The sequence below is a fragment of the Psychrobacter sp. DAB_AL32B genome (assembly GCF_002224105.1).
Taxonomy (GTDB): domain Bacteria; phylum Pseudomonadota; class Gammaproteobacteria; order Pseudomonadales; family Moraxellaceae; genus Psychrobacter.
Map to the genome: position 1 here is coordinate 1 of NZ_NEXU01000065.1, position 15,538 is coordinate 15,538.

Here is a 15,538-nt window from a genome sequence, read left to right on the forward strand (position 1 = left end):
ATGCATAACTAAAAAAAAAAAAATAAGCCGCATGTTGCATTCGACAAAAAACATAAGCCCGCGCATGAGACAAAAGGTAAATAATCGAGACCTAAAGGACGGCTGAATAAGACGCCAAAGATTATGGCTAATGGCAGTCGCGCGTTTGTCTGGTATCTACTGTAACTGGTCGTGGTTATCCTTGATCAATGGACAAAATGGCTGGCTGAAACCAAGCTGACCTTTCATGAGCCAGTGCCTGTCATCGAACCTTTCCTTAATTGGACATTGGCATATAACTACGGCGCTGCCTTTAGCTTTTTGGCAGATGCTGGCGGTTGGCAGAAGTGGTTTTTTTCTGGTCTCGCATTGGTGATGTCATTATTCTTAATCGGTTATCTCATCAAAGCGCCACGCCAAGCTAAGCTGTTATCTATCGGTTTGGCATTAGTACTTGGCGGTGCAATAGGTAACTTGATTGACCGCTTGCTACATGGTCACGTCATCGACTTTATCCATGTACATTACGCGGACGTTTGGCATTATCCTATTTTTAATATTGCTGATATTGGCATTTCTATTGGTGTCGCACTGATTGTGATTGATATGCTATTTTTGGAAAAGAAACGTGAAATGCCACGGTCATAATTTAAAGCAGTATTATTGATACTTCGGTTTATCAATAAAAAAGGTGGGTTACGCATTCGTAACCCACCTTTTTTTGGCTTTTATTTTTACTATCTAAAGCCTTTAGGTTATAAAAACCCTTCCAAAACCTCCAAGCCACCACCCGCCAATATAAACAACAACCCCGCCATATTAATCACTACGGTTAAATAATACGCCACTCGAAACTCAGCCTTTTGTGACTTGTGCCGAAGATACGTCTGCGCAACCATTGCCCCAACCCAACCACCTAGCGCACTTAACAGATGCAAAGTTGACTCAGGCGTGCGCCAATCACCACTTTGAGCAGCGGCTTTATCTTTGGCATACATCGTATAGGTTATGATTCCTAAAGCTATATACCAACCAATAACTAGCCAGCTCAGCTTATTCATGACTGCCAATAATATTAATACCCCATAAAACCCAACACCGAGAAATAAGCGTTTCTTTTGTCCTGCTTCAAACTCTGCTTGTGCACTACGTTTATGATTACGTTGGCGGATTTGCTTATTTTTTTGTGCCATTTTTTGTTGTACAAAGCTCAGTTCTTGTACGTCTTTTGCCTGCATGCGCCCTTGATTGTCTTGCCCAGACGTAAAGACGACCTGCTCACCGACATTAGGTCGACGGCGGGCTTTAAACTCATTGATATGAAAAAACACTGAGTCACCATTCTCAGTTTCAATAAAGCCAAAGCCCTTATCGTCTTGCCATTTTTTAATCTGACCTTGTTGTTTATTTGCCATCGATATGCTCGCCCTCTTTTAGATTCGCCAAACATATTACACTATTTGCGTTACACTATTTACGCTTACATGCTTTCGCAGATGGCTTATCATTTCTTACAGTACTCTCAACCCGACTCCCTATTCTAACAAGAGGTAGCTTTTACTATGTCCGACTCACAATTTATCACTCCCAATGAAGACACACGTATCACGTTTGGCAGCCTCGTTAAGCTACATTTTGAAGTATCATTAGAAAATGGTACGGTGATTGACTCAACCTTTAGCCGTGACACGCCTGTCACCTTGACCATAGGCGATGAAAGCTTGTTACCCGGTTTTGAGCAAGTTCTAATGAACCTGCGTGCTGGTGATACGCGCTCCGCTCACCTTGAGCCAGAGCAAGCGTTTGGTGAGTGGAATTCTAACAATATCCAACGCTTTAGCCCTACCCAGTTTGCGCTCATCGCTGAAAATCCTGAGATTGGCATGCTGATAGAGTTTGAAGACAAAGGTAAAAATACCCTGCCCGGTACGATTAGCGCTATCAATGATGACGAAATCGAAGTGGATTTTAACCACCCTCTTGCTGGACAATCCGTGCTATTTAAAATCAAAATCTTTCAAGTAACGCCACCGGGTGTTACTGGTATCAAGCTAATTTAGAATGAAAAATCGATTTATATTAGAATGAAAAAGGATAAACAGATGCAATATCAAACACTGCCACAAATCGATGAAAAAGTTTCCAAAATCTGCTTAGGGACGATGACTTGGGGCCAGCAAAATAGCGAAGATGACGCACATGCGCAAATGGATGTGGCGCTCAGCGAAGGCGTGAACTTTTGGGACACCGCCGAGATGTATCCGTCACCGCCGGATAAAGACAAGCAAGGTGATACCGAACGCTTTATGGGTACTTGGTTTCATAAAACCAAACAGCGCGACAAAGTCATTCTCGCCAGCAAGATGTCACCGATGGATTTCTTACGTGATGGGCAGACGCGTTTTAATGCTGAACACATTAGTAGCGCCATCGATGGCAATCTTGAGCGTTTGCAAACTGATTATATCGACATCTATCAACTGCATTGGCCTGAACGTCAAGCAAACTTTTTTAGCCAACGCGGTTATACTGAAGCAATGGCAGCGCAATCATTAGATGATTTAACGCCCTTTTTAGAGACCATTCAAGCGTTAAATGATGAGATTAAAAAAGGTCGTATCCGTGCTTACGGGCTGTCGAACGATACTGCTTGGGGACTGATGCGTTATTTATGGGAAGCGGATAAAAATGGCTTAATTGCGCCTATTACCGTACAAAATCCTTATAGTTTATTAAATCGCTTATATGAAGTTGCTATGGCAGAGATTGCGCATCGTGAGAATGTTGGTTTACTCGCTTACTCACCGCTTGGCTTTGGCGTATTGTCTGGCAAATATCTTGATGGCAAACGCCCAACTGGCGCGCGGCTCACTATGTATGATCGCTTTGCGCGTTATACCAATGAGCAAGCACTGTCAGCCACTGCTCAATATGCCAAAATCGCGGCGGATGCCGGTTTAGATATGGCACAGATGGCATTAGCTTTTGTTAATTCGCGCTCGTTTGTCACCAGCAACATCATTGGTGCCACTACTATTGAGCAGCTAAAATCTAATATTGATAGTATCCATGTAACGTTAAGCTTAGATGTATTAGAGGCTATCGAAGCGGTACATACGCAGCAACCCAATCCATCACCTTAGTTTAATACAGCTTAGTTTAATACAACTTAAACGCTCATAAACTGAGGATTAAATCAGTCATAATGCAAAGAAAAAGGCGCAAATCGCTAGGTTTATCACTGCGATTTGGGCCTTTCTCTTGCTCTTTTACCAGTCTTAAAAAAATCTTATGCTTTTACTACTTTCGTTAATACTCGCGAATGTAGTTCGGCTAGGCCTTCTTGCATACGTGACTGTAATAAATTCGTCAGCTGGCTTTTATTCAACCCTTTGGGATCTATTGGCTCAAGTGGCAATACATAAGCGGTAACATCCTTAGTATCGAGCACCTTTTTTATGCTCTCTTTCATCGTAAGCTTACCGAAATAAGGTAATGCTTCACTCAAGGTACCATCTTTATTGACATAAGCAATCACCAGCGGGCGCACAGGTACGTCAGCATCTATCGCCGCTTGTAGCAAGGTGCCATGAATACGCTTAATTTTTTTGCCGTCTGTCGTGGTTGCCTCAGGAAAAAACATTACTGAGAAGCCCTTGGTTAAAAAACTGGCAATTTGCGCTGCAACCGAGCCTGCATCACCAGAACCACGCTCAATAAAAACCGTGCCTGCCGCCTGCGCCAACTTACCGAATATAGGCCAATCACCAATTTCAGCTTTGGATAAAAAGAAGGCAGGGCTTACCGTACCGACCACAGGGATGTCCATCCATGACACGTGATTAGACACCCATAGCCCATGATGTTGCTCTACCCGCTCAACGGCAATGACCTTTACGCCAAAAGAGCCTGCCATTTTGCGGCAAAAAGTTTGGATATAGCGTGGCAGTGTTTCGCGTGGTGGCTGTTTAAAAGCCCCGATACGTTGGGCGGCGCGCAGTCCGCCAGCGATAGTCGTGGTCATGCCAGCAATTTGTTTGCCGCGACCCAATTGCTGTTTGAGTGAAAAGCCTGACTTAGATTGGCTCATCTGTGTCCCTCGTGGTTGAAAACTTATGATTATATATCGTAAACAAGCGCAATGAGTATAACAAAGTTTATTCAGTCAGTGACGATTTGTTCACTGAGTTATGAATGGTTTTTGTTAGCGCTTTGATTCAGTTTCCTATCGCTCAATTTGTATTTTATCATCATTAAAAAAGCTAATAATGGTAGTAGCAACTATGACGACAGAACATTTAATAATTAACCTTGTAACATAAAACCATCGCTAATTGTGCTAGTACGCTTTAATATTAAGTGATGAGACCACATATATATGGTCATATGAACGCTATATCGACGTTTACTGAATTGATAATAGCGATATATCTACTTTATTGAATAGGTGATACTCTTTGGATTATTTTGAAAGACACGAAGGTGGCGAACGCGCCATTATAGTACATTTAGACATCCGCCAAATCCAAGATCCTGATGATCTAGGTGAATTTGAGCTATTAGCAGACTCAGCAGGGGCTGATCGTTTGGCGCTGGTCACAGGCTCACGCCAAAGACCAGATGCTAGATACTTCGTTGGTAGCGGTAAAGCAGAAGAAATAGCAGAATTGGTACGCGAACATGATGCCGACATTGTCCTTTTTAACCACAGCTTATCGCCATCACAAGAGCGTAATATTGAAGCGCTGGTAAAATGTCGCGTACTTGATCGTACTGGGTTGATTTTGGATATTTTCGCTCAGCGTGCACGTACTTATGAAGGTAAGCTACAAGTAGAGCTGGCACAGCTTAACCATTTGTCGACGCGTTTGGTGCGTGGTTGGACACATTTGGAACGTCAAAAAGGTGGTATTGGTCTGCGTGGACCCGGTGAAACCCAACTTGAGACCGATCGTCGCTTACTACAAGTGCGAGTAACCCAGCTTAAATCTAGAATTGAGAAGGTCAGACAAACACGTGCACAAGGTCGAGCCAGACGGCAAAAGTCAGACGTGCCAACCATTTCGCTCGTTGGTTATACTAACGCTGGCAAGTCTACTTTATTCAATCGCTTAGTCGATGAAAATATCTATGCTGCCGATAAACTTTTTGCAACGCTCGACCCCACTTTACGCCGCTTAGATTGGCAAGGTGTTGGTCGTGTGGTATTGGTCGATACCGTTGGTTTCGTTCGTCATTTACCACATGAGTTAGTCGAATCTTTCCATGCAACATTAGAAGAGACGCTAGAAGCAGACTTATTGCTACATGTGATCGATTCCTCCAGTGAAGATATGCATGAGCAAATTCAAGCGGTCAAAGACGTGTTGTCTAAAATCGATAACGATGTACCCGTGCTCAACGTTTATAATAAAATCGACTTAACCGATGAGCCTGCACATATCGGTTATGCTAGCGAAGGTCAACCTAACCGTGTGTATGTTTCTTCTAGAGAAAATCTAGGTATGGAAGAGTTGTCATTAGCCGTCCAGCAGCTACTTACTGGCACATTGACCACGTTTGATTTGACGCTACCTTATAATGCGGGTCAGTTAAAAAACGCCTTGTATGAGCTGGGCGTTATTCAAGAAGAGAGCTACGATGACAGCGGTCATGAGTGCTTAACGATTCGCTTGCCAAGCGATAGGCTCAGACAGCTACTTGGTCAAGCAAATTTAGAGCCTTCGGATGTATTGCCATTAGCACAAGCGACGTTACTGATGCCGATACTTGAAGAGTTTGAAAAGCCTGACGAGGATGAAGAGCAGACGATGACCGAAGCAGAAGAAAAAGCGTTTGATGAATTTGATGCCTTAAATTCTGAAGCATTATCGTCAGAAGTTCTAACTGAAAATAATCTAGGGTCTGAAGTGGAAACAACGCAAACTCTTGATTCACAGCGCTAAATGACCAGTGTTCTAAAATAGCTGGCTGCTTAAAATGGTGTGGTTAACTATAGATGGACGGTATCAATTGATATCGTCCATTTTTTATAGGGTATATATAGTCAGCTCTAAATAAAAAAAGATACAAGTCAAACAGTGCGTTGCTGGTATAAACTTTCCTCGCTTGCTGTGCGCTTTGCACTCCAGAGGCTTCGAAAAACTCATTCCAGCAACGCTATATTCTTTTTAAAGTGTATTAACTATAGTACTAAATTTCACAGTCCGTCCAAAGTGATAGAAAGCGCTATTATCCTATAAACTTTATTAGTTGAGTCACTCTCTATATAATCGCTTTTTATACCTTTAAAATAAGAAACAATACGCTTAGTATAAATAACTCGATTTTTTATACCCTATTTATAAGACCATGCTCACCTTTCAACTCTCTCTCATCTATCTATGACTTGGCCGAAATTGCTTATGAAGTCTACCCATTCTTCAAAAATGCCCTTATGGATGGCATTGCTGTTGACACTAACGATGATCATCATTGTTCGTGAGTCAGCAGTGATTGTCTGTCAGTGGGCAGGAATCGAAAAAGCTGCCAATATCGTCGGTATGCTAACGATGTTTTCTATCCTGATCGTTTGGCGGTTTATTAAAGGTCTACCTAGCTGGCTCACCCGAGCTAGTAATACTTTATTGGTTGATAGTGGCTTTGCTTTTTTACCGGTATCTGCGGGTGCAGGTTTGCTGTTATTCGCCTTAGGTGATGAGCTATGGGGCGTAATGCTAACGATGATTATTAGTACGCTTATACCACTTTGGGGACTGGCGATACTTGCCAACCGCTGGCTAAATCGCGATGCTAATAGCAATAGCACCACTACCAATGAGCAGAAGGAACAGCTTTAAGCTGTATGAACAAAGGAATCTTATGAATTTTGATAGTGTGTTTTTGGCGACCTTTGCTGCGATATTATTAACTTTGACAGCACATGTAATCGCTCGCGTACTGGCACGCAAACTATCATGGTTGCCAATGGTGATTACAGCACTGGCATTGGTGGTGTTGTTTTTGTTCATTCTACAATGGGATTATAATCATTATTATAGCGCGGCCAAACCTGTATTTGATCATCTGTTAGGCTACGTCACAGTATTATTAGCCGTGCCACTGGCAGCCATGAACTTTAAAGGCTTGCCAGTCAAAAAACTTACCATGATTGTCGCGATGGCTAGTCTGTTTGGGGCGTTGTTACCGATGTCATTGGCCTATCTATTTTCACTCAGCAACGATACGATATTGGCTTTTGCCACCCGTTCAGTGACCACACCGATTGGTTTGAGTATCGCAGATTTGATCAAAGCGCCTCTAGCGATGGCGAATCTGATTATTATAGTCTCAGGGATCATTGGCGGTACGTTAGCGCGCTTCTTGTTTCTTGGCATCGATGACGACCGCGCCAAAGGCTTAGCGCTTGGCCTGGCCGCTCATGCGTTTGGTACGGTAGAAGCCTGGCAGATCAGTCATACAGCTGGACGTTATGCGGCATTTGGCTTGGCAGTCAATGGTTTGGTCACCGCTGTTTGGGTACCTATTTTTATTACTGCCCTATCTGCTTAAGCTCACTTTATGACTGCACTATGCGCTTACGTTCGTTAATCTGCTTTTAATACTCTTTACCTATTTAAATAGAATAACTGTAAAGTCCAAAATATCTATGATTGTTTAGATAATTAGTATTTTTATAGAATCGATTTACTTGAAAAACAAAAAAAGTATTGCTGAAATTACTTTTTTCTATTAAACCAAGATTATAAACAGTAAGCCAGAAGATTTTTTTCAGTAGCACATAGCTAGCAAGGTATTTATTTTATCTTATACTGACAACAGCAATGATATAGCTATACATCGATCCTTAATCAAGTACCTTGTAATAGCATATTGATTTCATTAAAAATTTTTACAATTTAAATATCTGTTTCGGCAGTTTATAGCGGCAATCAGATATAGTCATAAGTTATTTTATGTTATAGTAAGCAACTATTATTTTTTGTATCTATTGCAATTGGTTTTGTTAGCCGTGGTTTTGCGTTGTAGCACTTAAGGTTGGTGACTACAAATCTTGCAGACAGGATAACCGCTTTGTTGCGCAAACCGATGCGTCCATGAGCAAGGCAATTTGCTACTACTCGATAAAAAGTGATAACCTTATGATAAATATTGCACCTCTAGTCACCCGCTGCTTGTCACCTATTTTACTCACCACCGTCGTCCTATCTAGCCTACCGATTGCCGCTCAAGCAGGCAATATGTATATCTACAAAGATAAGGGTGGACAAGTACTTCTCACCAACGTCAATCCCAGTGGTAATTTTGATAAATTCACCAAAAAAGTAAAAGTCACTTATTATAAAGACTCTAATCTATATGATAGTGGAAGCAGCAGCGCTAGCAGCAATAACTATGGCAGTAGCTCTGCAAGCAGCAGCGGTACTCGCAACTCTTATGATAGCTATATTCTTGCCTCAGCCCAGCGCCACGGTGTCGATCCAGCACTTATGAAAGCCATGATGCATACTGAATCTGCCTTTAATCCTAACGCTCGCTCACCAGTCGGTGCACAAGGTTTGATGCAGCTGATGCCAGCAACAGCACGTCGATTCAAGGTGAGTAATCCTTGGAGCCCTGCTGATAATATTGAAGGCTCAGCCAAATATATCGCTTGGCTAATGAAGCGTTTTAATAACAATGTAGAATTTGCGGTTGCCGGCTATAATGCGGGTGAAGGTAACGTTGATAAATATAACGGCATTCCACCTTTTAAAGAAACGCGTAATTATGTCAAAAGTGTGATGAGCCGTTATCATAGTTTATATAAAAACGACTCAGGGCTATCTGGCAATACGATGAACGCTAATAACAGCAATTCTACTAATAGCAATAACGCTAGTGGCATGCAAAACGTCAGTTACGGTACCAGTAGTAATAGTAATAGCGCCAGTTATGCCAATTCTGCTTATTTGGCATTACGTTAGTATTGATACTTGGCATGATATTAAGTAGCTTAAAAATGAAGCATAAAAAAAAGCCCGTTAAATAAATAACGGGCTTTTTTGTGCGTGGCTGTTTCATAGTTATTAAATTAATATACGTGAAACAACTATAAAACAAACCTATAAGTACTGAGCAAAAATACCATCAGTACTCACAGCAAAATGTATAAATTACTTGTTAGCTAATGCTTGAGTAGCAGCAACTTCAGCCGCGAAGTCTTCTTGTTTTTTCTCGATGCCTTCGCCGACTTCTAAGCGTTTAAAGCCAAGTACTTTTACGCCTTCAGCTTTTAGTACGTCACCAACTTTTTTCTCATTGTCCATGACGTATGGCTGACGTAGTAAAGTTACTTCGTCTAGGTACTTACGTAAGCCACCTTCGATCATTTTTTCAACGATATTGTCAGGCTTGCCAGATTCACGAGCTTTTGCGTCGATGATGTCTTTTTCGCGTGCTAATACATCAGCATCTACGCTTTCATCATCTACTGCAACAGGATTGAATGCAGCGATATGCATGGCAAGATTTTTACCAGTATCTGCATTGCCACCTTCATAAGAAACGACTACACCGATACGTAAGCCGTGACGGTATGATGCAATGTTAGCGCCTTCTAGGGTTTCAACACGGCGAATCTGAATGTTCTCACCGATTTTTTGTACTAAAGATACGCGAGCTTCTTCAACGGTTAAACCATCGCCATAAGGCAGCTCAGCAATAGCAGCAACGTCAGTGACGTTGTTTTCTAACGCAAGGTTAGCTACTTTTTCTGCAAATTTAGTGAAGTTTTCGTCTTTAGCTACGAAGTCAGTTTGGCAATTCACTTCTAACAAGAATGCTTTATTGTCGCCTTGAGCGATGATGATAGCACCGTCAGCTGCAATGTTACCGGCTTTTTTAGCGGCTTTCGCTTGACCAGATTTACGTAGGTTATCAATGGCAGTTTCAACATCGCCGTTTGATTCTTCTAACGCTTTTTTACATTCCATCATGCCAAGACCAGTACGGTCACGCAATTCTTTTACCATTTTGGCAGATACTTTTACTTCTGACATAAGAGTTACCTTTTATTATGTATGTGAGTATTGTTATGTATGGGAGTGCACGATATCTAAATACATTACACATTTAAATTCTGTTTGGCGGGTTAATAATAAGGCATGACGAGTAAAACTACATCATGCCTATTATAAACTTCCATGCTGTTAGTAACGTTATATGGCTGCCAATAGATAAACTATCAAGGCATCCTTACAAAGTTAAACCATATCGGTCAGCGATTTATTCTGCTGGAGTAGCCGCTTCTTCAGTTTTAGCTTCAGCTGGTGCTTCTTCAGTAGCAGGCGCTTCTTGCTCAGCTTTACCACCGGCTTGAGTTTGTGCGTATTCTTTACCAGCGATGATTGCATCAGCCATAGAAGTTACATACAAAGTCACGGCGCGGATAGCATCATCGTTTGCTGGGATGATGTAATCAACGTTATCTGGGTTAGAGTTGGTATCAACGATACCGATAACTGGGATACCTAGATTTTTAGCTTCTTTGATAGCAATCGCTTCGTGATCTACGTCTACAACGAAGATAGCGTCAGGTAGGCCTCCCATGTCTTTAATACCGCCTAGTGAACGCTCAAGTTTTTCCATATCACGAGTACGCTCTAGCGCTTCACGTTTGGTTAGCTTTGCGAAAGTACCGTCTTCTGCTTGTTTCTCAAGCTCTTTTAGACGATTGATTGACTGGCGTAGTGTTTTCCAGTTAGTCAACATACCACCTAACCAGCGATGGTCAACGTAAGGCATGCCAGCGCGTGCTGCTTGCTCACGGATAACACCGCTTGCAGCGCGTTTAGTACCAACAAACAATACTTTGTTTTTCTTAGCAGCTAAGCCGTTTACGTAAGTCAATGCTTCGTTAAACGCTTTTACAGTGTGCTCTAGGTTGATGATGTGAATCTTGTTACGGGCACCAAAGATGTATGGACCCATTTTTGGATTCCAAAAACGTGTTTGGTGACCAAAGTGAGCGCCGGCTTGTAATAGGTCGCGCATTTCGATTTTGGTTGGATTCTTTGTAGCCATGTTAAATGTCCTATTGGTTGGGTTATGCCTCCACATCACAAAAACTGCCTATCTAGCGACACGCATCTGCTAATGATCAAGTGTATAAATAAAACACTTGCCCTTTATGCAAATTAATCAAGTCGCCAAACACCCAGCAATTTTTTGCCATGATGTGTGTGTCATTGGTTGATGGGTTGGTTTAAAAAATTGAGCTATGATTTGAACGTACAGAATACTGTAGGATAAAAATAGCTGGGCTGTATTTTATCATATAACGCTTAGCGACTGCTAGCGCTATTATAAGGTTTAAGGTGATGATAATGCATAAAAAAACGACGTCTCAACGTCGTTTTTATTCAGAAAAAAAAGAAGCAGCTCGCAGCTTTAGATTAAGCGATGCAGATACCTATGACGGCCTTGTAGCCACGCCATGTAAATGGCGTCACATAGCTTTGACGATCTTTTGGTAAATAAGGAATACTGGGTATCCCCTCAATAATCTTGGGCGGTGAGATAATAAAATCTGCGCCAAACTCAGCACGGGCGTTACCTGAAATGGTATTTGCCATTTCACCCAATAAGTCTTTCATCATCGTAATTGATGAATCAGGCTCGCCCATGACTTTGATCACTTCGCGCAACAAGTTGCTAGGGGCGCTGACATAAACACAGCCTTCAAGCGGGCCGGATATCTTAATCATGCCGCTATAATCGTAACCCACGGCATTTTTATTGCTATGCAAATAAGGCGTATCAATCACCACTGGCTCATCGTCAATCTGCGCAAAGAATGCGCTGATTGAGCTTAAAAAGACGCCTAACTTTTCTACATTAACCATAATAGTTCATCGTCCATATTTACATATTTATCGTCACGAGGTATTGTATTTAGTCCTGCAAACAAACCACAATCTCCCCGATTTGACCGCGCCAACTCACTGGAATGATAAAAGAGCGTCCACTTTTAGGCAAAATAATACTTTGCGGTGAGCCTTTGCATACGAAGGGTACAGAAATATGGAATTCTGAGCCAAACTCATTACGAGCATTACCCGAAATGGTATTAGCAACCTCGCCTACTAGGTCTACTAAATTATCCTCACTTTTATCTGTCTCGCCCATGCTATCTAGGATGTTATCCAATAGCGCGCTGGTGGCAGAAAAATAAACTACCCCTTTTTGAACCCCTGATATGCCGATGACGCCGGTATAATCGTGAACTTTAGGTTGTTGATTTTCTAGCAAATACGGCGTATCTACAATAAGCTCTTCATTACCAAACTGATTAAAATAGTTGGTGATAATACTCACAAAAATCTGTAACTTTTGCTCTTTCATAATGTGTATTCTTTAATAAGGTATTTACTTAAATTATTGGACAATATCAGTCTTGTACCAACTCATACAAAGACTCTACCAGCTCTTCTTCTGAAAAAGGCTTGCATAAAAATCCGCTAGCACCCAATGATAAGGCTTCAATCCCAGTGGATTTGTCAGACAATGCTGATACCACTAAAATGCGGACATTAGGGTCAATCGCAATGATTTTTTCAATACACTCAAGCCCATCCATTTGCGGCATGGTTAAGTCCATCGTAACCACATCAGGACGATGTATATTGAATTTCTCAATGGCTTGGACACCGCTGGTTGCCGTAGCAACCAACATAAACTGACCAGAATCATAAGCGCGCTGAATACGGTTGCGAATAATATTGGAATCATCAACAATCATTAATTTGTACATAGCTTATCTATTTTCCTTAATTAAGCAGCAGGTAGCGTAATGACAAAGCGTGTCATCTGACCAAGCTCACTATTAACATTGAGCTTACCGTTATATTCTTTAACTAACGCCTTGATGACATCTAAGCCCACACCGCGTCCACCATCTTCATCGGCATGCTCTTTAGTAGAGAAGCCAGAAGCAAATAATGTTTTGAGTAATTCACCCTGAGTCAACTGACTGGCAGCATCTTGCTCAAAGCGACCATCTGCAACTAGCTTATGACGGATACCTTCATAGTCGATACCTTGACCATCATCTTGTAGCGCAATAATCAAGTTTTGACTGTCACGTTGCATCTCTAAATCAATACTACCAATCGCAGATTTACCTGCTGACTGACGCGCTTCAGGTGACTCGATACCATGTACCACTGCATTACGTAATAACTGAATGCTAATCTCTTTAATCGGCTGCTTAAGGTGTGCAGGTATGTTTACGTGCGCCAAATTATGACCGTTAAGCTGTATTTGCTTACCTTGTCTTACTGCGATGTCTTGGGCAAAATCTTGATAATAAGCCAAATGCTTACCATCTGACTCATCACTCAAATCAATCTCATTACCGCCTTCAACATTTATACTATTAGGAGAGAAATCAGCTACTTTATTGTTGCCAACGCTTGATTGAGGCGTGGTAGTTTTTAACGGCTCAGTTATCGGTGCAGCTTTCACAGCTGCTGCAGTTGATACAACAGGTTTTGCATTAGCTTTTGGCGCGGCTTGATTGATACGCTCACCCAACGTTTCAATGGTGTTCGAAAGGCTGAGCAAGTCATCTAAATGTACCGCCAATTGTAAGAAGTTATTGCCTGATAATTTGCCTTGATTCTGTAGCGCATCAAGTTTGTCTTCAGCGTCTGACGCGATTTTAGTAAAGCTATGCAGTTTAAGCGCAGAAGCCTCACCTTTTAAGCTGTGCATTTCACGATAGATAGCCTTTAGCTTACCTTCGAGCTCAAATTGCGAGCTACCAGGGTTTTTCAAAATATTGTTCATCTTTTCAATATGAGCTTTGGTATTGCTAATAAACTCGTTAATAATTTTTGGATTAACGTTTAAGATAGTGGTCAACATCTCAATCTGCATGTCGTTTTGCGAGCGCTCTTTTTCTAGGCGCTGCTCTAAATAAACAGCATCTGAGACGTCATTGACGTTGACCAAAATACGCGCAATGTCTTTATTTTCATAGACTCGTGAAAACTTAAAGTCTAAGAAGCGGCTGGTCGCACTGTCTTCGCCAGACGTATTGTGTAGCATCACTTTATGCAATGGATTTAAAGAATCAACCAATTTTTCTTTCACACGTGGGTTATATAATTGCTCGATAAACTGACGGGTAGTTTTCAAATCTTTATCTGAAATACGACCGCGCAGTACATCGGCAAAGTTTTCTCCTGACAATCTGTCCGCACCAATAATGCCATTTAGTGCGCGAGAATGTTGTTGACCAATATTCAAATCTTTATCTAGCAGAAATAGACCCGTATTTACCGTTTCCATGATTTCTTGTGTTTCGCGGCGCGCAGTTATCAGTTCTTCATCAGAGGATTTCAAGCGACGGACAAAATATAATACGAAGATGATAAAATATAAAATTGCGAAAGAAATACCAAAAATCTGTAGGTTTCGTAGAAACGCTGCACGTTGACCATTTTCAGCACTCAAACTGTTACTAAGACCAGTAGCATTATCATAAATACCTTGCGTGCTCTCTCCAAACTTACTCTCTAAAGCGCTAGCCGCTAAAGCAGACTGTGCACCAACAAAGCTAGTTGCTTCTCGTTGATAAGATTTCCACAGCTCTGAAGTGCTTTCAACATATTTAATCTGATCAGGTTGTGTTGAAGGCTTATAAATGTCTTCATCGTCACGAATAGCGACACTACCGCCTTCATTAAGCGTAATAACTTCTCTATCAATCTCTGCCATTAATTTAGTTATTTCTGCTGCTTGTGACTGCAGTGCCGATGCAGGTTGTTGCTGCTGACGCATGATATTAAGTAGATATATCTCTTGGGTTAGCTTTGGAATATCACTACGGAGATTCGAACTTAACGCAGAGCCGGCTCGCAAATCACGAATCTTCAGTGAGTTATAAATACTAGTAACCAAAACACCTGAAGTTAGTAATAAGAAAATAACGACAGAAACGACAATTGATGTATAACGGTTTTTTGGGATTTCTAAATTTGGACGTGAAGATGATGCATCCACAATTAACTTCCTTGTTTAAATAGAGCATAAAATGAGATTAAAAACTTGAATTATTGATAACTTAAATAACGCCATAATCTTCTTAGAATAAGACAGGTGGCATTTAGCTCACTCTTTTAGCAATCCTAGTCCTTGGTGCCGTATAAGTTCGCTGACTGTATAACTTATTAAGAGCCTATACATTGAAGAAAAACAGAGTTCTTAAAAATTATGGCATAACAATAGCTTTGCTATTTTGCTGCAGGCACACAAATATAGGCACATAAAGGCATACATTGAAATGCTCAGATAAAGTCAGATAAGATTTTTATAGAGTCATAGATAAGCAGACTCTTGAATAAAATGATTAAGAACGAATAACTTATTCGCTGATTGTAATGGGGTTACAATCTGGTAAGGTTTCACGATATATTTGTAGGTCTTTTATTACACAAAATTACATTTTTTATCATACTTAAATGAACTTGTGAATGCAATGTTTTTGTTTGACTTTTATTAAAGCTTAATATCT

Annotated in this window: 15 protein-coding genes; 7 read left to right on the top strand and 8 right to left on the bottom strand. The window is 41.2% G+C overall.

The features are described 5' to 3' along the window. Window positions 1-165 precede the first annotated feature (165 nt). Window positions 166-627 carry a signal peptidase II gene (gene lspA, locus CAN34_RS07490; protein WP_254423130.1) on the top strand — a complete coding sequence of 154 codons (462 nt, stop codon included), beginning with the start codon at window positions 166-168 and terminating at the stop codon, window positions 625-627. 107 nt (window positions 628-734) lie between these two features. Here lspA and CAN34_RS07495 read toward each other — a convergent pair whose 3' ends face one another. Continuing rightward, window positions 735-1,394, bottom strand: coding sequence for a DUF1294 domain-containing protein (locus CAN34_RS07495; RefSeq protein ID WP_089555120.1), 660 nt, complete (start codon window positions 1,392-1,394; stop codon window positions 735-737). A gap of 147 nt (window positions 1,395-1,541) precedes the next feature. Between CAN34_RS07495 and CAN34_RS07500 the strand changes: the two genes are divergently transcribed. Both CAN34_RS07500 and CAN34_RS07505 read left to right on the top strand, forming a co-directional pair. Then, entirely contained in the window at window positions 1,542-2,039 is a 498-nt protein-coding gene (locus tag CAN34_RS07500; protein WP_089555121.1) for a peptidylprolyl isomerase, read from the top strand. 42 nt (window positions 2,040-2,081) lie between these two features. Continuing rightward, window positions 2,082-3,122: an aldo/keto reductase gene (locus CAN34_RS07505; RefSeq protein ID WP_089555122.1), complete on the top strand. Its 1,041-nt coding sequence runs from the start codon at window positions 2,082-2,084 to the stop codon at window positions 3,120-3,122. A 146-nt stretch (window positions 3,123-3,268) separates the two neighbouring features. On the opposite strand, the gene CAN34_RS07510 is transcribed toward CAN34_RS07505, so the two are convergent. Next, entirely contained in the window at window positions 3,269-4,069 is an 801-nt protein-coding gene (locus CAN34_RS07510; RefSeq protein WP_079690892.1) for a 1-acyl-sn-glycerol-3-phosphate acyltransferase, read from the bottom strand. A 367-nt stretch (window positions 4,070-4,436) separates the two neighbouring features. On the opposite strand from CAN34_RS07510, the gene hflX reads away from it, so the two are divergent. The 4 genes from hflX (at window position 4,437) to CAN34_RS07530 (ending at window position 8,945) form a co-directional block, all read left to right on the top strand. After that, a complete protein-coding gene (hflX, locus tag CAN34_RS07515; protein WP_089555123.1) occupies window positions 4,437-5,924 on the top strand; it encodes a ribosome rescue GTPase HflX in 1,488 nt (495 codons plus the stop codon). Window positions 5,925-6,383: 459 nt separating this feature from the next. Then, on the top strand, window positions 6,384-6,818 hold the full coding sequence (locus CAN34_RS07520) for a CidA/LrgA family protein (protein ID WP_089555147.1): 435 nt from the start codon (window positions 6,384-6,386) through the stop codon (window positions 6,816-6,818). Window positions 6,819-6,840: 22 nt separating this feature from the next. Continuing rightward, a complete protein-coding gene (locus CAN34_RS07525) occupies window positions 6,841-7,530 on the top strand; it encodes an LrgB family protein (protein WP_089555124.1) in 690 nt (229 codons plus the stop codon). A 590-nt stretch (window positions 7,531-8,120) separates the two neighbouring features. Next, on the top strand, window positions 8,121-8,945 hold the full coding sequence (locus CAN34_RS07530) for a lytic transglycosylase domain-containing protein (RefSeq protein WP_089555125.1): 825 nt from the start codon (window positions 8,121-8,123) through the stop codon (window positions 8,943-8,945). A 189-nt stretch (window positions 8,946-9,134) separates the two neighbouring features. Here CAN34_RS07530 and tsf read toward each other — a convergent pair whose 3' ends face one another. From tsf to CAN34_RS07560, 6 genes are all read right to left on the bottom strand, one after another. Continuing rightward, window positions 9,135-10,019 carry a translation elongation factor Ts gene (gene tsf / locus CAN34_RS07535; protein ID WP_089555126.1) on the bottom strand — a complete coding sequence of 295 codons (885 nt, stop codon included), beginning with the start codon at window positions 10,017-10,019 and terminating at the stop codon, window positions 9,135-9,137. 226 nt (window positions 10,020-10,245) lie between these two features. Next, window positions 10,246-11,043, bottom strand: a complete 798-nt coding sequence (gene rpsB, locus CAN34_RS07540) for a 30S ribosomal protein S2 (RefSeq protein WP_089555127.1) — start codon at window positions 11,041-11,043, stop codon at window positions 10,246-10,248. 371 nt (window positions 11,044-11,414) lie between these two features. Continuing rightward, the gene (locus CAN34_RS07545; RefSeq protein WP_089555128.1) at window positions 11,415-11,864 is read right to left on the bottom strand and encodes a chemotaxis protein CheX; all 450 of its coding nucleotides are present in this window, start codon (window positions 11,862-11,864) and stop codon (window positions 11,415-11,417) included. Between the two features lie 49 nt (window positions 11,865-11,913). Then, window positions 11,914-12,363, bottom strand: a complete 450-nt coding sequence (locus CAN34_RS07550; RefSeq protein WP_089555129.1) for a chemotaxis protein CheX — start codon at window positions 12,361-12,363, stop codon at window positions 11,914-11,916. A gap of 46 nt (window positions 12,364-12,409) precedes the next feature. Further along, the gene (locus tag CAN34_RS07555; protein ID WP_079690884.1) at window positions 12,410-12,772 is read right to left on the bottom strand and encodes a response regulator; all 363 of its coding nucleotides are present in this window, start codon (window positions 12,770-12,772) and stop codon (window positions 12,410-12,412) included. A 20-nt stretch (window positions 12,773-12,792) separates the two neighbouring features. After that, window positions 12,793-15,027: an ATP-binding protein gene (locus CAN34_RS07560; RefSeq protein ID WP_254423129.1), complete on the bottom strand. Its 2,235-nt coding sequence runs from the start codon at window positions 15,025-15,027 to the stop codon at window positions 12,793-12,795. Window positions 15,028-15,538: the final 511 nt, after the last annotated feature.